Source organism: Mesorhizobium sp. M0563, from assembly GCF_040321065.1.
Classification (GTDB): domain Bacteria; phylum Pseudomonadota; class Alphaproteobacteria; order Rhizobiales; family Rhizobiaceae; genus Mesorhizobium.
The window spans coordinates 316,186-334,263 of the sequence record NZ_JAMYQV010000002.1; the positions used below are offsets into that span (position 1 = coordinate 316,186).

Genomic DNA, 18,078 nt, shown 5'->3' on the forward strand with positions numbered 1-18,078 from the left:
CTTTGCCGCGATGCCTGAACGGCGACCACGCCGCCGCTCTGGCCTCGCACCAGCGCACCCGGGCAGGCGCGGGGTCGAAATGAGGCCGCAGGGCCGAATCAATCAGGATCGCGCGCTTCATTGGCGCTCTTCACCATGGTTTCATGACGGGCGGATGAAGGCCGGCCTCGCTCCCGTCAAGCCGGAACCTTGATCACCGCCCGCAGGCCGCCGAGCGGGCTGCGTTCGAGGACGATGTCGCCGCCATGGCTGCGGGCAATGTCGCGTGCGATGGAAAGGCCAAGGCCGGTGCCGCTGGCGTCGAGGTTGCGGGCCTCGTCCAACCGCACGAAAGGCTTGAATACATCCTCCCGCTTTTCGGGCGGAATGCCCGGACCGTCATCGTCGATAGTGACGAGCAGCGAACCGCGTCCATGATTGGCATTGATCTCCACCGTCTTGGCATAGCGGAATGCATTGCCGACGACGTTGGACAGCAGCCGGGCAAAGGCATTGGGGCGCACATGGACATGCGGATCGCCGGCAAGCACGGTCGACAGCTTGCGCTTGCGCAGCGCGGCTTCCTCGCGAAGCTTGTCGAAGAAGGCTTCGAGGTCGAACCGGCCGGCGTCTTCCGATGCTTCGCCGCGTGCAAAGGCAAGGTAGCCTTCCAGCATCGACTGCATGTCGTCGATATCCTGGTCGAGTGCCTGGGTGTCGGCCGCCTTGGTCCCGGCCAGCGCCAATTGCAGCTTGAAGCGGGTGAGGATGGTCCTCAGATCGTGGCTGACGCCGCTCAGCATGGCGGTGCGCTGCTCGAGCTGGCGTTCGATGCGTTCGCGCATCTGGATGAAGGCAAAGCCGGCGCGGCGGACTTCCTCGGCGCCGCGCGGGCGAAAATCGCGAGGCATCGGCCGGCCTTTGCCGAAGCTCTCGGCCGCCTCGGCCAGCGTCAGAATCGGCCGGATCTGGTTGCGCAGGAAGGGAATGGCGATCATCAGCAGCACCAGTGAGGTGCCGACCATCCAGATCAGGAAAATATGGGTGTTCGATGCATAGGCCTGGCTGCGGCGCACGAAGACCCGCAGCACCTTGTTCTCGAGCTGGACGCGGACCTCGACGATATTTGAATTGCCGACCGTATCGATCCAGAACGGACGGTTGATCTGGCGGGTGATCTCGGACGAAAGGATCTCGTCGAGGATCGAGAAGAACGGCTTTGGCCCGGGTGGCGGCAGCGGGTCTGGCGGCAGGAGGTCGACCTTCAACTGCATGCGATCCTGGGCGATGCGGATGACGTTGGCGTAGTCGGCGTCGTGCGGATAGGTCTCTATCAGGTCGATGATGGCGGCGATGTCGCGCACCGTGGCCTGCGACAGGCGCTGCGTCACGGTCTGCCAATGGCGCTCCATGAAGACAAAGGCGACGACCGACTGCAGCATGATCATTGGCGCGATGACGATGATCAGCGAGCGGGCATAGAGCCGCTTCGGCATGTAAAGCGACACCAGGCGCCAGAAACGGTTCCAAGCGCGCGGCACGGCCTTGAGCGCCCGCGTCGCGCGGGCGCTCAAGCCGCCATCTTCCGGCCGTTCGAGTTGCGTGGTCGCCATTCGTCTTTTCGCTCACCGGCGGCCCAGCAAAGGACCGCTGTCGGCGGCATTCTATTCCACGCTGAGCCGATACCCAATACCGCGCACGGTCTGCAGCCAGACCGGATTGGACGGATCGCGTTCGATCTTGCGGCGCAGCCGGTTGATCTGGACGTCGATCGTGCGCTCGCCGACCTCGGACTCGTCGCCGACAAGCTCATGCCGCGGTATCGTTTCGCCGGCACGCGCAGCGAAGATCGCCAGGATTTCCTGCTCGCGGTCCGTCAGCTTGAGCGCCTCGCCGCCGCGCTTCAGCTCACGCCTGGCGATCTGGAAGGTATAGGGGCCGAAGACCAGCTGTTCGACCTTGGGCGTCGTCGCGGGGCCGCCGCGGCGCAAGATATTGTTGATTCGCAGGATCAGCTCGCGCGGGTCGAACGGTTTTGGCAGATAGTCGTCGGCGCCGGCCTCGAGCCCGGTGATCCGGCTGTCGGTTTCGGACAGTGCGGTGAGCATCAGGATCGGTACGTTCTTTTCCGCCCGCAGCGCCTTGGTGAGATCGACGCCGCTTTCACCCGGCATCATGACGTCGAGCACGATCAGATCGAAATCGAGGCCGGTGAGCTTGCGCCGCGCCTCGCCGGAATTTCCGGCAACGGTGACGCGAAAACCGTTTTCGGTCAGATACTGTTTCAGAAGATTGCGGATTCGGGTGTCGTCGTCGACCACCAGCAGATGCGGCGCGTCGTCTTCCGGTGCTGTCGGATGATCAACCCTCTCAATGGTCTCCATGGCTTTTCCCTGACATCTTTGCGGGCACAATGTCGATCTGCGCCCTTAGTTCCGGATTGACCATCGCCTCAAGGAACCGTTCGATAACGGCGCGTTCGGTGGCTCCGGAATCCTCCAATGCAGCATGGATGCGGCGCGACTGTGGCCGCGCCAGTGCCAGCGCCAGCGCACGGCCCTTGGCCGTCGGATAAAGCTCGCGCTGGCGGCGGTCGCGAGGGCCCTGCAATTGCACGATATGGTCGGTGTCGATCAGTTGCTTGAGCACGCGCGCCAGGCTCTGCTTGGTGATCTTGAGCACGTCGAGGAGCTCGGCGACCGTCAGGCCGGGCCGGCGATTGACAAAATGCAGAACCCGGTGATGAGCACGGCCAAAACCGTAGTCGGCCAGGATCTGGTCCGGATCGGAGGTAAAGTCGCGATAGGCGAAGAAGAACAACTCGATGATGGCGAAATCGATGCCATCCTCGTCGGTGATCGCCGTCCTGATCGGCTCTGCGGCTGCGTGGCTCGTCATCTTTTCTCCGTGTGAAGCAGGAAATTATGTCAGCACTATTGACGTATTTACCGCGCGATGGTAATTTTTGGCAAGCTTTTCGGCGGATTGCGAACGAAAAGGCAAACGAAGCCCTTTTTTCCGGAACTTCCTGAGTTTGCCAGACCTTAAATATCCGCCTACGCTTTGAGACAATGGCCGCCCGCGGCGGCCGAGGCGAAACACGCAACGACACAATGATGTGCGGGCTGCCGCCCGCGGGAGGTTACCATGGCATCCGTTCCCTTCGACCAACTGGACGGCTTTATCTGGATGAACGGCGAATTCGTCAAATGGGCCGCCGCCAAGATCCACGTCTTGACCCACGGGCTGCACTACGCCAGCGCGGTATTCGAGGGCGAGCGCGCCTATGGCGGCGAAATTTTCAAGCTGACCGACCACACCGAACGCCTGCATGAGTCGGCGCGCCTGCTTGGCTTCAAGATACCCTACTCGGTCGCCATGATCGACGACGCCTGCCGCACGCTGTTGAAGAAGCAAGGTTTCCAGGACGCCTATGTCCGGCCGATCGCGTGGCGCGGCAGCGAACAAATGGGCGTTTCGGCGCAGAACAGCCGGATCAACTGCGCCATCGCCATCTGGCAGTGGCCGAGTTATTTCGACCCGGCGCAGAAGCTGAAGGGCATCCGCCTCGACATGGCCGAATGGCGCCGCCCCGACCCGCGCACCGCACCGTCGAAATCGAAGGCGGCCGGCCTCTACATGATCTGCACCATGTCCAAGCATGCCGCCGAGGCCAAGGGCTATGCCGACGCCATGATGCTCGACTGGCGTGGCCAGGTGGCGGAAGCGACAGGCGCCAACATCTTCTTCGTCAAGGACGGCAAGATCCATACGCCCAAGCCCGATTGCTTCCTCGACGGCATCACCCGCCGCACGGTCATCGGCCTTGCCAAGGACCGCGGTTTGGAGGTGATCGAGCGCGCCATCATGCCGGAAGAGCTTGAAGGCTTCCAGCAGTGCTTCCTCACCGGGACAGCGGCCGAGGTGACGCCGGTTTCGGAGATCGGCCCGTACCGATTCGAGGTCGGTGAGATCGCCAAGACGCTGATGAATGACTATTCTGCAGCCGTTCAACCCAACCACGCGATTGCTGCAGAATAACGAAAGTCACAGCTTTTTTATCAAGTAGGGGCGGTTTTCGGGCCGCCCCTTTTATTTAAGCGTTTGCGCATTTGACTTTCGTCCAATTCGGCGTCTCATGATGGCGTCGGCCCGGGAGGCTGGCAGCTATGGAGGGATTGGAAATATGGATATGAACACGCTTCTTCCGATCATTATTCAGGTGATTACGGGTATCATCGGTGGTCAGGCGGTGGGCGCGGCTATCAAGACGGCGGCGATGGGTCAGCTTCCCAAAATCCTGGGCGGCGCTGTTGGCGGCGTCGGCGGGGCGGCCATCCTCAGCAGCCTGCTGGGCGGTGGGGCGGTCGATCCGGCAGCAGCCGCCACGGCGGCAGGGGCCGGCAGCGCGTTGAACATTCCCAACATCGTTGGCGGTGCCGGCGGCGGCGCCATCCTGACCGGCATCATCGGTGCGGTCATGAACGCGATGAAGAAATAAGCTTTCGACGTTTCAGGCTTTTCAAATGGGCGGCTTCGGCCGCCCATTTCGTTTGCCGTTTGCGGGAGCGGTGGACGCCGTCCGCGTGTGTCTCTACATCAGGGCCTGATTCAACAAGGTTAGAGCTTTCCTGACGCGTTCGAGGGGACGCGCGGAGCTCCGACAGTGTGAAAGGACAAATATGGGTCAGCTCAACGCCGGCATCGTGCCGGTCACGCCGTTCCAACAGAACTGCACCATCCTCTTCGACATGGACGACAGACAGGGCGTCGTCGTCGATCCGGGCGGCGACATCGACAAGGTGCTGGCGGCGCTCAAGGACAATGCGATCACTGCCGGCGCGATCTGGATCACGCATGGCCATATCGACCATGCCGGCGGGGCCATGGAACTGAAGGAGGCGCTCGATATCGAGATCATCGGCCCGCATGCCGCCGACCGTCCGCTGCTCGCCAATCTCCAGAACCAGGCAAAGCGCTACGGCATCACCGATCCCGTGCGCAACTGTGTCCCCGACCGGTTCCTCGCCGAGGGCGAGACCGTTTCGTTTGGCTCACAGGTGTTTGAGGTATTCCATTGTCCGGGCCACGCACCCGGCCACATCGTCTACTATAACCGGGCGGCGAAGTTCGCCCATGTCGGCGACGTGCTGTTCCGCGGTTCGGTCGGCCGCACCGACCTGCCGGGCGGCGACCACGCCGCGCTGATCGCCTCGATCAAGGAGAAGCTGTTGCCGTTGGGCGACGACATCGGCTTCATCTGTGGCCATGGTCCCGGCGGCCGTTTTGGTGAGGAGCGGCGGAGCAATCCTTATTTGGTCTAAAGCCGGCCTGGTCTGAAACCGCGAAAAACAAAAAGCGCCACCCACCGGGCAGCGCTTTTGTTCAGGACAGGAAAACTGTCTTAATTGGCGGTGCAAAAATGCTGTTCGCCGTCATAGCCAGTGAACGTGCCGGTACGCGCGTTGAAGCTCTGGTAGCGGTCCGAGCAGTATTCGTACCAGCCGCGGGTCCACGGCTCCGCATAGCTTTCGGCATAGGCTACTCGCGGCTGCACGTAATAACGGCGCACCGGGGCAGGCCGGTAGTATTCATCATCATAGGCCGGGTCGTAATAGCGGGGCTGCGGGCTGGCGAGGGCACCGCCGATCAAGGCACCGGCCGCAAGACCAAGGACGCCGGCCGCAACGGCGTCGCCGTGGCCGTGGTGGCGGCGGTGATGGCGCCATTCATCGGCACTGGCCGCAGGCAAGGTCGCAAGCGTGGTCGCAACGACCGCGGCGGACAGGATGGCAGTCTTGAAAATTCCGTTCATGTCGGTCTCCTTCGTGCCGGCCCGGGTCGTTTTCGGGGGGGATGCGGTCCGGCTTTAACGAAGATTAATATGCGACCGTGGCTGAACGGGGGCTGAACGAAATTTGACCAAGCGGTTCATTTAACTGGGGTTCAAACATGCGGCAAACACCGCAGGCCAGACCGGCCCACGTCCATTCTGTCCGGGGCTGGTTCAGCCGATCGACAGGTTGACGGCTTTCGGACCCTTGCCGCGCTTGTCCGGCTCGGTGTCGAATGTCACTTTCTGCCCATCCTCAAGACCGGGAAGACCCGACGCCTGCACGGCCGAAATATGGACGAAGACATCCTTTGCCCCGTCGTCCGGCGTGATGAAGCCGAAGCCCTTGGCGTGATTGAAGAATTTGACGGTGCCGGTCTGCGGCATGGGAAGCTCCTTTGATCCCACAAGTCCAGTCTCGGGCCGGCAAATGCCCGGACGGAAATTTGTCCTTTATTTTAGTGCCATCGGCAAGAGAAAGTTTTGCGGGTGCCGGCAAGCATCCCGGAACACAAAAGGCGCGACGAAAACCGCCGCGCCTTTATAAAATTCGAGTTCACACCAAAAGCCTTGCAGCATCCTCACACACCCGAAAGGACGCGCGGCACGCCGCCGTTCAGGCGGCGCGGAGATTGACCGCTTTCGGACCCTTACCCATACGGTCGGGCTCGACATCGAAGGTGACCTTCTGACCGTCGACGAGCGTGCGCAGCCCGGAAGCCTCTATCGCCGAGATGTGGACGAATACATCCTTGGCGCCGCCATCGGGCGTAATGAAGCCGAAGCCTTTGGTAGCGTTGAAGAATTTAACGGTGCCGGTCTGGGCCATTGGGGAAACTCCTTCACCCGTGTCAGTCTTGGTGGTTCCGCCCGCCGCCTGGCGCCGTGGGCAAGTCCCGGTGGTTGCTTCGGCAGTCATGCATTGGCGCATGGTAAAACCCCCCGCCGAAAACGGGGCTGTCAGAGATTCACAGTATCGGGGAAAGGTCGTCCAAAACGTTCCGCTCTCCGGGTCGCAAATGCCCGAACACAAAATTTATCGCACGGAAACGTGATGCTTGCAAGATAGAGCCGCGGGCGGCCCAACAGGCGCATCCCGACGCATCGCACCGATAGAACTGGTTCTCCGCGCGGTCATCGGCCAGACGCAACCCAGGCATGGTCCAGCAAGCTGGGCCGGTGCTGTTTTGGACTTGCGCCGGCATACCGCCTTGGTTTGCATGCGCCAGGCTGCAAACGGGGTTGCATTTCGCAGCAGAATGGCGAGATTGACGAAGATCGGCCCGATGCAGGCGCGATTACGCGGGGGCGGGAGTTTCGAGGGAGGGAATATTTATGCGGCTTCTTGCGGCAATCTTCTCGCGGCAGGGTTTTTCCATCTTGTTCCTGTCGGCAATTCTTGCGGCCTGCACCGTCGTGGTCGATGAGGGGCCAGGGCCGCGCCCGCCACGGCCGGGGCCGCAATTCTGCACCAGGCAATATGACCCGGTCTGCGCCAGGCGCGGCGGCGACCGCCAGACCTTCGCCAATGCCTGCCTTGCCGAACGGGCCGGATACCGCATCATCCGTGAAGGCGAGTGCCGTGGCGGTGGCGGCGGCGGGGAGCAGACATTCTGTACCCGCGAATACCGCCCGGTCTGTGCCCGTCGCCATGGCGAACTGCGCACGTTCCCCAATGAATGCGAGGCCCGCGCGGCGGATTATCGGGTCGTCGATGATGGGCCGTGCTAGCGCACCGGCCTCACTGTTCGTCCGGATAGGCACCATCGGCGGGGCCGACGTAGAGCTCGGCGCCGTCCTCGTTGGAGATGCGCAGGCGATCGGGGATCTGCGGCATCATCAGCGTGTGAAGCAGCGTGGCGGCGCCTTGCAGGGCGGCGCGCAGGTTCGGTGCCTCCAGCGACACTCGATCGAGTGTCGCTTCGTCGGCATCGCGCGAGCGGTAGAACTCGATGACGAAGTTCAAGCACGCCTCCAGGCAGATTGTCGTGCGATCGAACCCTAGCCTTTGGACTTGGGTTTCACAGCGGTCTCCGCCTGCTTGACCGCCGAGCCGAAGGGCGAGGCTGGTTTTGCCGCCACCTTGTCCTTCTTGGGCTTGCGTGTCTCGCGATTGCTGCGCTGTTGACCCTTGGCCATTTTCTGATCCCTTATACGTGTTGCGGATTGCTTTCGGCTCAGTTGGCCGGGTTGTCGACCGGTTCGAGATTGTCTTCCGTGGTGACCCGCTCATAGGTCTCCTGATCGCTGCGAATGCGATATTGCGGCGAGCCGTCCTTGACCGGCAGCCGGCTCTTTATCTGGAACAGCTCCGCGGTCTTTTGGGCAAGGCCGGTGCGGCTCTTCATGCGAACAGTCTGGCCGACGGTGAAGATATGCGAGGGCGTGTCCGTGCGCCGCGCACTCTGCTGGAAGCGGATCATGTGGCATTCTCCTGGTCGTGCCGAAGCGCTGCTTCGAGTTCGGCGTGGTCGACGGCGACAAGCCGGCCGGTTGGGCTTTTCACCGTCCTTGCCGGCAGATGGATGAAGGTGGCGACGCGGCGCCAGGCAAGCCACGACATGCCGTCGATCAGTTCCTCGTCGTGGTCGATGTCATAGTCGCCGGCCGGCTGCATGCCATCCAGGCCGCCAAGCACGAAAGGTGCCGCGAAATGCGCGATGGAATGAGTGGTGCGGGCAGACATTCTCGTGCCTTGAAGTTTCTTTCCGGCCTGGCTCCGAAAGCGGAGCCTGCATTGCGGTACCAGGTGTCGGCGATTTGGATCAGTTTGGCGGGCCGAGAACCCTGACGCCGCGAGGGCCCAAGCATGACCCAAAAACGGTTTCATACCATTAGTCCGAAAATGCGGCTTATTCAAGAAGATTCCGGCCTCTTACCCCTACCAACGCAAAATTACTTTTCTATAGTTATTTGCAGAACGATGATACGATCCCGGTGCACCTCAAAAATTGTTTGAAGAACTTCCGGAAAAATTCCTCCGGCATTTGTATTTATTTAGGTATGAAAGGAAGAGAGTCATGAATTCCGCAAGAACACCGGATGTCCCGACAGTTGCAGTCAATCCCGTCGCAAAGCCGATAAAGGTTATGTCGCCGCGCCTCACGATAAGAAGCGACGAGGCGGCAAGGCGAAGGCTTGCCGACACCGATGGCACGGTGCGGCGGGCGCGCCAGCTTGCCGAAAGCAACCGCCTGATTTGACGCGCAGCCATGACACTCAATTTTCCCAATCCCAGCCGTTCCTACGACGCGGCGGCCAAGCGTATTCGTTTCGTCGGCCATGACGGCATGTTCGAAGTCCCGTTCTTCGTCGAGGTTGCGGCACTTTCGGCGGCAAACCCGGCCGCAAGCGGAGCCGAAGCCGAATTTCTCAGCGCCTTCGACGCCAAGCGTTCGTCGATCCACGATATTGCGCGCGAAGCCTACTCGCATGGCCGCAGGAACATGTATGTGCTGACGCCGGCCGACTTCCGCTAGTTTGGGGTTTGCTCCATAGTGCCCGTCGTCTGCTCTTGCACGCGCCGCAGCGATGGCCTAGATCGCGGCAGGCGGACAACACGGCAGGTTTCCCATCAACAGAAATCCGAGACAACCGGCAGGCGCACGTTACGGCTCAGGCGGGCAGCCGCCCCTGGGGCTTGACCAGTACGTGCAGCAGGCGCTGCAGCTGCACCAGGCGGGGCGCCGGCAGGAGGCCGAGGCGCTTTACCGTCAGGTGCTGGCGCAAAAGGCTAACCACTCGGCCGCCGCGCATTTCCTCGGGCTTCTGCTGCACCAGACCGGGCGCAGCGCCGAGGGGCTGGCGCTGATCGAACAGTCGGTTCGGCTGCAGCCGAACAATCCGGATTTCCTCAACAATCTCGGCACCGTGCTGCGCGACCTCGGCCGGGTCGCGGCCGCAGCCGATCTCTTCCGCAAGGTGGTGGCAACCAGGCCGGACCAACTGGCGGCGCGCGACAATCTCGGCTCGTCGCTGAAGCAGCTCGGCCAATTCGAAGGCGCCGAGGATATTTATCGCGGTACGATCGGCCGCAACCCGTTCCATGTCCGCGCCCGTGTCGGGCTTGCCGAGACGCTGCAGGAAGCGGGCCGGCTGGATGAGGCATTAGCTGTTTTTCGCGAGGCGCTGACGATCCGGCCGAAGGATGCCGATCTTTTGCATGGCCTGGGTGTCGGGCTGATGGAAAAGGGCAGTCTCGACGAGGCTGCGGATCTTTTCAGGCAGGCGCTGGCGGTGGATCCCGGCATGGCAAGGGCCTGGCTAATGCTCACCCAGGTCAAGCGCCAGAAGGAGCGCGACGCCGAGCTTGCCCGGATGGAGGCGGAGCACGCCAGGGCGCCGCAAGGCAGCCTGCCGCGCATGCAGCTTTCCTTCGGCCTCGGCAAGGCCAATGACGACCTCAGGGATTATGGTCGCGCCTTCGACTATTTCGCCGAAGGCAACGCGATCCGCCGCCAGGGCATCGACTACGACGCCGACAAGACGCGCGGCGAGTTCGAGGCGATGAAGGCGGTGTTCGACAAGGCCTTTTTTGAAAAGCACAGGCCGAGCGGGATTACCGACGACACGCCGATCTTCATTGTCGGCATGCCTCGTTCCGGTACCACGCTGGTCGAGCAGATCATCGCCAGCCACCCGCAAGTCTATGGCGCTGGCGAGCTCAGCATATTGAAGACGGCGGTCGGCAAGCAGTTTCCGCTCAGCATGAAGGGCGGCTTTCCCTGGGGCATCGCCGACATGTCCGATAAGGCCTATGCCGAGGCCGGCCAGGCCTATCTCGATATGCTGCACACCCGCTATCCCGGGTTCCGGCACGTCACCGATAAGATGCCCGGCAATTTCCTGTTGGTCGGTTTCATCCACATGATGCTGCCGCAGGCCAAGATCATCCATTGCGCGCGCGATGCGGCAGCGACCTGCCTGTCGATCTACAAGGTGCACTTCCGCGGCGACAGCCACCGCTACGGCTACGATCTCGGCGAACTCGCCGATTTCCACAATCTCTACACCGACATCATGGCGCACTGGCACGCCGTGCTGCCTGATGTCGTGCACGACGTTCGCTACGAGGATTTCGTCGCCGACCAGGAAGGCCAGTCGCGAGCACTGATCGCCCATCTCGGCCTGCCATGGGATGACGCCGTGCTGTCGTTTCACCGGACCGACCGGCCGGTGCGCACGGCGTCCGCCGCGCAAGTGCGGCAGCCGATGTATCAGGGCTCGGTCGATCTGTGGAAGCGCTATGGCGACCGGCTGAAGCCGCTGCTCGACAGGCTGGCTTAGAGCGCCGCTGGGCCTTAAAAGCGCGTCGCGCTCGATCGGCCTCATGCGACGCGCTTTAGATCCTTGTTTTTATGCATGTCGTTATCGCAAAACCGCTGCGCGACATGCATCAAAGCTCCATAAACGGCTGAAAGCCGCCGAAGATCATGCGCTTGCCGTCGAACGGCATCGTCGACCAGTCCGACTTGATGCGTGGGTCGGCCATCACCTTGGCCATCACCGCGTCGCGGCTCTGCCGCGATTCATAGACGACCCACGAGAAGATGACGACCTCGTCGTCCTTGGCCTGCACGGCGCGCGGGAACGAGGTGATCTCGCCATAGGGCACGTCGTCGCCGACGCATTCGACATAGGCAAGCGCCCCGTGCTCCTTCCAGACGGCGCCGGCGGTTTCCGCCAGCTTCTTGTAGGCATCGAGCTTTGCCTTCGGCACGGCAAGTACGAAACCATCGACATAAGACATCTGATTTCCTCCATGCGATTGTTTTCCGCCCTCTTGAGCGGTGATTTCCGGTACATACCTGTGTGGGGATCCTAAGCCGCTTTCACCGGCGCGTTCATTGCCCATTCGACGCCGAACGGATCACGCATATTGCCCCAGCGGTCGCCCCAGAACATCACCTGCAACGGCACGACTTCCTCGCAGCCCGCCTCGATGGCCCGCTTCCACCAAGCGTCGATGTCGTCGCTGCCGAGATGGAGCTGCATGGTGTAGCCCTGCGGCTTCACAGCGGGCATTCCATGCTCGGGATAGAAGTCGGAAAGCATCAGCGTCGAACCGTTGATGTGGAGATGGATATGCATGGTACGGCCCTGTTCGTCCGGCGGATAGGCAAAGACCTGCTCGGCACCGAAGGCCTTTTGGTAAAATTCGGCGGCTTTGAAAGCGCCGTCCAACTGAAGGTAGGGCGTCAATCCGCCAAGCACTTTGGCGGCGGGCTGGGTCTGCGCCTGGTCATTCATGTCATGCTCCTCTTTGCGTCTGGTTTGCCTTTGCGAACCACAGGACGAACGAAATGGCGACGATCCTACACGGCCGATGGTTTTTTGGATTCGAAATGGCGCCTGCCGCAACGGCCAACTGCCACCTTTCAACCTTCGATGCGAATCCGCGGGCTGTTTTGCGCGTCGACGACGATTTCCGGCCAGCCGATATCTTTGCGCAACTCGATCGGCAATGAAAGGATGGCGCGTTCGCTGCGATAACGGGCGCGAGCCGCCGAGTAACGCGTCACGGCGTGACCTATGGATGACAGAATAGACATGATGCTTTCTCCTCGATTGGCGCCGGCATCACCGTGTCGGCAACCCAAGGACGTGGCATGCGATCATCATCCGACAGAGCGCCGGAATTTTTTTTCCGCAATTTTTCAACCGCCGGTTTCGGCAACGTCCCGGAAGAAAGCTTCCGGGTCGTCGACCTCGGTCAGCCGCCGTTTCTCGATCAGCCAGAAGCGGTTGCCAACCGCGCGGATGAAGGAGCGGTCGTGCGAGGCGAGCAGACAGCTCGCCTGACGTTCCAGCAATTCCGCTTCCAGCGCTTCCTGGCCATCGATGTCGAGGTGGTTAGTCGGCTCGTCGAGTAAATAGAAATTGGGATTGGCGAGCCTGAGCGCCAGCATCATCAGCCGCGCCTTCTGTCCGCCCGACAGCACGCCAATCCTGCGCTCCTGCATGTCGATGCTGACGCCGGCGCCCGCGAGCAGCGAGCGGGCGCGCTGCTCGCCAACGTCGAATCTGTGCGAGAGCATCGCCAGCGGCGTGTCGTCGCCGCTGATGCCCGACAATGCCTGGTCGCTATAGCCGAGCACCGTCGACGGCGTCACCTTCAGGCTTTGCGCCGCCATTTCCGGCTCGACGATGGCGTTCCGGATCAGGCCGATCAGCCGTGATTTGCCGACGCCGTTACGGCCGAGCAGGACGATGCGGTCGCCTTGGCAGATGTGGCGCTTGCCGGTGCTGAACAGAACCGTGCCGTCAGGTGTTCCGACCACCAGATCATCCAGCGTGATCAGCACCTTGGCATGGCTGCCGCGATTGGCGAGCTTGATCGCGCCCGCCGATTTTTCGCGGTGTGCCGGCGCTGCCGCTTCTTCCAGGCGCTCTGCCCGCTGGTTGAGCTGCTTGGTCTTGACCGTCAAAAGGTCGCTGCCGGAATTGATGCCGATATTGTTGAGCTTGGCCGCCTGCCGGCGCAGCTTCTGCGCCACTTTCATGTCGCGCTGGAATTTTCGCTCGGTCGAAGCGTCGACCTCGTCCAGCGCAAGCCTCGCCCGTGAATAGGGCAGCGAGAACACCGGTGACTGTTCGGGGCGCAGGAACATGGTGCGGTTGGTCGTCGCATCGAGAAAAGCCCGGTCGTGGCTGGCAATCACAACCGGCACCTCGCGCGGCAGGGCGTTCAGCCAGGTCTCGAGCTGGCTGATCTTGCCGAGGTCGAGATGGTTGGTCGGCTCGTCGAGAAGCAGGACGTCGGGATCGGTGACCCAGACGCGGGCGATCAGCGCCAGCCTTTGCCAGCCGCCGCTCAAGGCCCGCATCGGCCGCTCGCGCATTGGCTCGGGCACGTCGAGCGAATCGAGGACCACATCGACGCGCCACAGCTCGCTTTCGGCGTGCTCGGACGGCAAGGCATCGGCCACCACCTCATGAAAGCTGCGCCCGGCCAGCGCTGCGGGAATGACCTGCTCGACATAGCCGACGCGCAGGCCGCGCGTGCGGGTGATGTCGCCTGATGTCGGCTCCATGTCGCCGGTCAGGCACTTCAACAAAGTCGATTTGCCGCGACCATTGGCGGCGACGATGCCGAGCCGGTCGCCGGCGCCGATGGTGAGATCAAGGTTGGAGAAGAGCGGCGCACTCATGGTGACGCCGAGGGACTTGAGGCTGATCAGGGCCATTTTGATTTCTCTGGTCTTGCCGGAGTCCGGCTCAATGCACTTTGACGGTGCGCGTGCTGGCCATCAGGCTCGGCGTTGCGGCACCACGAAGGGCAGACCAAAAAATCGAAGCGGGAAAACCCGGACCGTCCCTGGTCAGCCCTGCAAGCAAGCTCGCAGGGCAGAAATCGGGCCACGCTGACGATGGTGGTCGAAAGACACGCAGCCCTCCTTTCAAGAAGTTTGAGTGAGGGGAAGCGATTACACCAAAGGCAGGGCGGATGGCAAGGGAGGGGTGGAATGCGGGGTGTCAGCCTCGCCTGATCCCTTCGGCCCAGGCCACCAAGTCCTCCTCGCTGCTGCGCAGCCGCTTCATGACCCGTTGCATGGGCCAGCAGGTCACTCCACTTGCAACTTCGAGGGCCGCGTTGATTTCCCCTTCGGGATCGTTGTCATCCGTCAGCCAATGCCCACCGAGTTCCTTGCGGAGCACCTCACCGCAGTAACATCCCAACGCAAACAGGCGTGGCCCGACATCTTGTGAAATCAACCCGCCAGAGATGGGTTCTCCATCCTTCGTCTGCTCGCGAAAGAACCGTTCTACCTCCGATATGCTCCGTGGCGTGAAATCGACGCGATAGCCCGAACTTTGCAATGCGCTGGATATCCATTGCGCGGCGACCGGAATGTCGTCCTGCAAGCGCCGCGGCGCGCTCGTTGTTTGAGACGTCGCGCGTGACGGCAGGAAGGCTGCGGCAACGGCGGCGAGAAGTCCAAAGAAACGACGCGTCATCATCTGTAGCCACCCAAGCGGTGGCGTGAAGTTACATGTGTCGCTTGAGGAGCGCCATGGGTAGAATCGCTGCTATTTCCCTGGTCTGCCAGTCTTGCCAGGACGACGCTTTTCGCGCTGGGCGTCGCCTGGATCTTCGTAGGAGCCGATGCCGGCGCGCTGACGAACGACTGGCTTGACGGAATCGTCGCGATCCTTCGCGCCCCCCTCTGCCCTGCCGGGCATCTCCCCCACAAGGGGGGAGATCGGCTGTGGCTTGGCCGGCACTTTTCCTTCGACCGGTTTTTCCGTCCGCCGCACCGTCATTTCGTCCAGCGAATTCTTCTTGAACAGCGGCTTGTTTGGCTCGCCCGGGATGCCGAAGTCGGAGCCGTGTGCTTCCGATGCCGACTGCTTCTTGAACAGCGAGCGCGACACCGCGCCGGCCAGCGTCGGCATGTCGGTGCCCGGTCCCATGGCGTCGAGCGAGGGTTTGGCGAATAGCGGCTTCTTCACCGGCACGGCGCCGTCGGCGCCCATCTCGTCCAGCGCCGGCTTGCGGAAGAGGTTGGGCCGGGCAGCCTTGGCCGCTTCTTCAGCGGCATGTGCTTCGTCGAGCCTGCGGAAACGCTCCCGCTCCTCTGATGTACGATGTTTGGCCACGCCCTTGTTGTGCTTGCCCTTTTCGCGGCCCGAAACCGGGCTTTCCATGTCGGCATATTTGGCCAGCGGGTCGTCGGAGATGGACAGCTCCATCTCGCGCAGCCGCTTGATCTCGTCGCGGATGCGGGCCGCCTTCTCGAAATCGAGGTTGGCGGCGGCGTCGCGCATCTGCTTGTCCATCGCGTCGAGATGGGCTTTCAGATTGTTGCCCATCATCGCGCCGGCGCTGTCGGTGAACTGCGAGATGTCGGCGCGGACATGGTCCTTCTCGTAAACCGAGTCCAGGATGTCCGAAATGCGCGACTTGACCGATTCCGGGGTGATGCCGTTGGCCGCGTTCCACTCCATCTGCTTTTCGCGACGGCGGTTGGTCTCGGCCATCGCCCGCTCCATTGAGCCGGTGATCTGGTCGGCATAGAGGATGACCTTGCCGTCGACGTTTCTGGCGGCGCGGCCGATGGTCTGGATCAGCGATGTCTCGGAGCGCAGAAAACCTTCCTTGTCGGCATCGAGAATGGCGACGAAGCCGCATTCGGGAATGTCGAGGCCTTCGCGCAACAGGTTGATACCGACCAGCACGTCGAAGGCGCCGAGGCGCAGGTCGCGCAGGATCTCGATACGCTCCAGCGTGTCGATGTCGGAGTGCATGTAGCGCACGCGAATGCCTTGCTCATGCAGATATTCGGTCAAATCCTCGGCCATGCGTTTGGTCAGCACGGTGACCAGCGTGCGGTAGCCGGCCTTGGTGGTCTCGCGGATTTCGCCGACAACGTCGTCGACCTGGCTCTTGGCCGGGCGCACTTCGACCGGCGGGTCGATCAGGCCGGTCGGGCGGATGACCTGTTCGGCGAAGACGCCGCCGGACTGCTCCATCTCCCAGCCGCCGGGCGTTGCCGAAACCGCGACGGACAGCGGGCGCATGGCGTCCCACTCCTCGAAGCGCAGCGGCCGGTTGTCCATGCAGGACGGCAGGCGGAACCCGTACTCGGCCAGCGTCGCCTTGCGGCGAAAGTCGCCGCGATACATGCCGCCGATCTGCGGTACGGTGACGTGGCTTTCGTCGACAAAGACCAACGCATTGTCGGGGATGTATTCGAACAAGGTCGGCGGCGGATCGCCCGGCTGGCGGCCGGTCAGATAGCGCGAGTAATTCTCGATGCCGGCGCAGGAGCCGGTCGCCTCAAGCATCTCCAGGTCGAAGCGGGTGCGCTGCTCCAGCCGCTGCGCCTCCAGCAACCGACCGGCCCGTTCGAGTTCGACCAGCCTATGCTTGAGTTCTTCCTTGATCGACTTGATGGCCTGGTTCAAGGTCGGGCGCGGCGTCACATAGTGCGAATTGGCGTAGATCTTGACGCTCTTCAGCTCGCCGGTCTTTTGGCCCGTCAGCGGATCGAATTCGGTGATCGCCTCGATCTCGTCGCCGAACAACGAGATGCGCCAGGCACGGTCCTCGAGGTGAGCCGGGAAGATCTCGATCGTGTCGCCGCGCACCCGGAACGAGCCGCGGACGAAGTTTATGTCCTGGCGCTTGTATTGCTGGGCGACGAGGTCGGCGAGCAACGCGCGCTGGTCTAGGCGGTCGCCGATCTGCATCTGGAAGGTCATCGCCGTATAGGTCTCGACCGAGCCGATACCGTAGATGCAGGAGACCGAGGCGACGATGATGACGTCGTCACGCTCGAGCAGCGAGCGCGTCGCCGAGTGGCGCATGCGATCGATCTGCTCGTTGATCGAGGATTCCTTCTCGATGTAGGTGTCGGTCCGGGGCACATAGGCCTCAGGCTGGTAATAGTCGTAGTAGCTGACAAAATACTCGACGGCGTTTTCCGGGAAGAATTTCTTGAACTCGGAATAGAGCTGCGCGGCAAGCGTCTTGTTGGGGGCCAGGATCAGAGCAGGGCGCTGCGTCTCCTCGATCACCTTGGCCATGGTGAAGGTCTTGCCGGAGCCGGTGACGCCGAGCAAAACCTGGGTGCGGTCGTTGCTGTTGACGCCCTCGACCAGATCCTTGATCGCCGTCGGCTGGTCGCCGGCCGGCTCGAAATCCGAGACCATCTTGATGGCGATGCCGCCTTCGGATTTCTCCGGTCGGGCAGGGCGGTGCGGCGTCCACAGCACGCCGTCCTTGTGCAGCGGATTGCCGGATTCGATCAGCGCCGACAGCGCCGCGACGGTGGCGGTGACGCCGCCCGAAGCCATGGTCTCGGCCTCTTCCAGTGAGACATCGAGGCCGGCGACAGGATTGAGACCGGCCGCGGTGCGCTCCCGCGCCGAAGCCGCGCCGCCCATCGAGGTGCCGCGTGCCGTACGGCCGGGGGAAGACGAGCGCTCGGGGATCTTTTTCGCCGGCTTCGCTAATTTGCCGCCGACTTTGCCGGAAACGCGCCCTTCCTTCTCGGCTTCCTGCTCGATCTGCTCGGCCCAGTCGGCGATCGAGCCGGTTAGCGGCGCGCCGGTGAGCTCGGCCTGCGGCGCTTCGGCAAAGCCGTGCAGTGGCTCCGAGGCATCGAGGAAATCGGTCAGCGGGCTGCGCCGCTTGGGCGGCGAAGCGCGATCGTCATTCGCCGGCGGCGGCGTTTTCTTGTCAGAGAGTCTGGCCATGGCCCGAATATGGGAGGTATCGGCCAAAATGGAAAGAGCGGAGTGGTGAGGGGTGCTGCGCGCAA

The 18,078-nt window shown here is 62.4% G+C and carries 23 protein-coding genes; 7 read left to right on the plus strand and 16 right to left on the minus strand.

Annotated elements, in window-relative coordinates:
* Nucleotides 1-176: 176 nt before the first annotated feature.
* Genes NKI50_RS04175 through NKI50_RS04185 form a run of 3 tightly spaced genes read right to left on the minus strand, consistent with a single transcriptional unit; the run spans nucleotide 177 to nucleotide 2,877 of the window.
* Nucleotides 177-1,592, minus strand: coding sequence for an ATP-binding protein (locus tag NKI50_RS04175; protein ID WP_023719184.1), 1,416 nt, complete (start codon nucleotides 1,590-1,592; stop codon nucleotides 177-179).
* 51 nt (nucleotides 1,593-1,643) lie between these two features.
* On the minus strand, nucleotides 1,644-2,363 hold the full coding sequence (locus NKI50_RS04180) for a response regulator (RefSeq protein WP_023719183.1): 720 nt from the start codon (nucleotides 2,361-2,363) through the stop codon (nucleotides 1,644-1,646).
* Nucleotides 2,350-2,877, minus strand: a complete 528-nt coding sequence (locus tag NKI50_RS04185; protein ID WP_023719182.1) for a MarR family winged helix-turn-helix transcriptional regulator — start codon at nucleotides 2,875-2,877, stop codon at nucleotides 2,350-2,352. The genes NKI50_RS04180 and NKI50_RS04185 overlap by 14 nt, the downstream gene beginning before the upstream one ends.
* Nucleotides 2,878-3,126: 249 nt before the next feature.
* On the opposite strand from NKI50_RS04185, the gene NKI50_RS04190 reads away from it, so the two are divergent.
* The 3 genes from NKI50_RS04190 (at nucleotide 3,127) to NKI50_RS04200 (ending at nucleotide 5,303) form a co-directional block, all read left to right on the plus strand.
* Entirely contained in the window at nucleotides 3,127-4,020 is an 894-nt protein-coding gene (locus NKI50_RS04190; RefSeq protein ID WP_352483089.1) for a branched-chain amino acid aminotransferase, read from the plus strand.
* A 145-nt stretch (nucleotides 4,021-4,165) separates the two neighbouring features.
* Nucleotides 4,166-4,480 (plus strand): hypothetical protein, encoded by a 315-nt coding sequence (locus tag NKI50_RS04195; RefSeq protein WP_023719180.1) that lies wholly within the window; start codon nucleotides 4,166-4,168, stop codon nucleotides 4,478-4,480.
* Nucleotides 4,481-4,661: 181 nt separating this feature from the next.
* Nucleotides 4,662-5,303 (plus strand): MBL fold metallo-hydrolase, encoded by a 642-nt coding sequence (locus NKI50_RS04200; protein WP_023719179.1) that lies wholly within the window; start codon nucleotides 4,662-4,664, stop codon nucleotides 5,301-5,303.
* Nucleotides 5,304-5,383: 80 nt separating this feature from the next.
* On the opposite strand, the gene NKI50_RS04205 is transcribed toward NKI50_RS04200, so the two are convergent.
* The 3 genes from NKI50_RS04205 to NKI50_RS04215 form a co-directional block, all read right to left on the minus strand.
* Nucleotides 5,384-5,794, minus strand: coding sequence for a BA14K family protein (locus NKI50_RS04205; protein WP_023719178.1), 411 nt, complete (start codon nucleotides 5,792-5,794; stop codon nucleotides 5,384-5,386).
* Nucleotides 5,795-5,986: 192 nt separating this feature from the next.
* On the minus strand, nucleotides 5,987-6,199 hold the full coding sequence (locus NKI50_RS04210; RefSeq protein ID WP_006202521.1) for a cold-shock protein: 213 nt from the start codon (nucleotides 6,197-6,199) through the stop codon (nucleotides 5,987-5,989).
* Nucleotides 6,200-6,428: 229 nt separating this feature from the next.
* Nucleotides 6,429-6,641: a cold-shock protein gene (locus NKI50_RS04215; RefSeq protein WP_006202520.1), complete on the minus strand. Its 213-nt coding sequence runs from the start codon at nucleotides 6,639-6,641 to the stop codon at nucleotides 6,429-6,431.
* 506 nt (nucleotides 6,642-7,147) lie between these two features.
* Here NKI50_RS04215 and NKI50_RS04220 point away from each other — a divergent pair.
* A complete protein-coding gene (locus NKI50_RS04220; protein ID WP_352483091.1) occupies nucleotides 7,148-7,543 on the plus strand; it encodes a Kazal-type serine protease inhibitor family protein in 396 nt (131 codons plus the stop codon).
* Between the two features lie 10 nt (nucleotides 7,544-7,553).
* Here the strand turns inward: NKI50_RS04220 and NKI50_RS04225 are convergent, their stop codons facing one another.
* The 4 genes from NKI50_RS04225 to NKI50_RS04240 are packed head-to-tail and all read right to left on the minus strand — an operon-like array spanning nucleotide 7,554 to nucleotide 8,498.
* On the minus strand, nucleotides 7,554-7,778 hold the full coding sequence (locus NKI50_RS04225; RefSeq protein ID WP_254819206.1) for a hypothetical protein: 225 nt from the start codon (nucleotides 7,776-7,778) through the stop codon (nucleotides 7,554-7,556).
* Between the two features lie 35 nt (nucleotides 7,779-7,813).
* Nucleotides 7,814-7,951, minus strand: a complete 138-nt coding sequence (locus NKI50_RS04230; RefSeq protein ID WP_023719175.1) for a hypothetical protein — start codon at nucleotides 7,949-7,951, stop codon at nucleotides 7,814-7,816.
* A gap of 38 nt (nucleotides 7,952-7,989) precedes the next feature.
* On the minus strand, nucleotides 7,990-8,235 hold the full coding sequence (locus NKI50_RS04235) for a hypothetical protein (RefSeq protein ID WP_023719174.1): 246 nt from the start codon (nucleotides 8,233-8,235) through the stop codon (nucleotides 7,990-7,992).
* Nucleotides 8,232-8,498, minus strand: a complete 267-nt coding sequence (locus NKI50_RS04240; RefSeq protein ID WP_023719173.1) for a hypothetical protein — start codon at nucleotides 8,496-8,498, stop codon at nucleotides 8,232-8,234. The genes NKI50_RS04235 and NKI50_RS04240 overlap by 4 nt, the downstream gene beginning before the upstream one ends.
* A gap of 334 nt (nucleotides 8,499-8,832) precedes the next feature.
* Between NKI50_RS04240 and NKI50_RS04245 the strand changes: the two genes are divergently transcribed.
* From NKI50_RS04245 to NKI50_RS04255, 3 genes are all read left to right on the plus strand, one after another.
* Nucleotides 8,833-9,015 (plus strand): hypothetical protein, encoded by a 183-nt coding sequence (locus NKI50_RS04245; protein WP_023719172.1) that lies wholly within the window; start codon nucleotides 8,833-8,835, stop codon nucleotides 9,013-9,015.
* A gap of 9 nt (nucleotides 9,016-9,024) precedes the next feature.
* A complete protein-coding gene (locus tag NKI50_RS04250; protein ID WP_023719171.1) occupies nucleotides 9,025-9,291 on the plus strand; it encodes a DUF1488 family protein in 267 nt (88 codons plus the stop codon).
* 172 nt (nucleotides 9,292-9,463) lie between these two features.
* Nucleotides 9,464-11,098, plus strand: coding sequence for a tetratricopeptide repeat-containing sulfotransferase family protein (locus tag NKI50_RS04255; protein ID WP_352640789.1), 1,635 nt, complete (start codon nucleotides 9,464-9,466; stop codon nucleotides 11,096-11,098).
* Between the two features lie 109 nt (nucleotides 11,099-11,207).
* On the opposite strand, the gene NKI50_RS04260 is transcribed toward NKI50_RS04255, so the two are convergent.
* The 6 genes from NKI50_RS04260 to uvrB form a co-directional block, all read right to left on the minus strand.
* Nucleotides 11,208-11,561, minus strand: coding sequence for a DUF1428 domain-containing protein (locus NKI50_RS04260; protein ID WP_023719169.1), 354 nt, complete (start codon nucleotides 11,559-11,561; stop codon nucleotides 11,208-11,210).
* Nucleotides 11,562-11,632: 71 nt separating this feature from the next.
* Entirely contained in the window at nucleotides 11,633-12,061 is a 429-nt protein-coding gene (locus NKI50_RS04265) for a VOC family protein (protein WP_352483095.1), read from the minus strand.
* A gap of 128 nt (nucleotides 12,062-12,189) precedes the next feature.
* Complete coding sequence (locus NKI50_RS04270) at nucleotides 12,190-12,363, minus strand: hypothetical protein (RefSeq protein WP_023719167.1); 174 nt, start codon at nucleotides 12,361-12,363, stop codon at nucleotides 12,190-12,192.
* 105 nt (nucleotides 12,364-12,468) lie between these two features.
* Nucleotides 12,469-13,998 (minus strand): ABC-F family ATP-binding cassette domain-containing protein, encoded by a 1,530-nt coding sequence (locus NKI50_RS04275; protein ID WP_352640792.1) that lies wholly within the window; start codon nucleotides 13,996-13,998, stop codon nucleotides 12,469-12,471.
* Between the two features lie 289 nt (nucleotides 13,999-14,287).
* Nucleotides 14,288-14,773 carry a hypothetical protein gene (locus NKI50_RS04280; protein ID WP_023719166.1) on the minus strand — a complete coding sequence of 162 codons (486 nt, stop codon included), beginning with the start codon at nucleotides 14,771-14,773 and terminating at the stop codon, nucleotides 14,288-14,290.
* Between the two features lie 69 nt (nucleotides 14,774-14,842).
* Entirely contained in the window at nucleotides 14,843-18,013 is a 3,171-nt protein-coding gene (uvrB, locus tag NKI50_RS04285) for an excinuclease ABC subunit UvrB (protein WP_352640795.1), read from the minus strand.
* Nucleotides 18,014-18,078 lie beyond the last annotated feature (65 nt).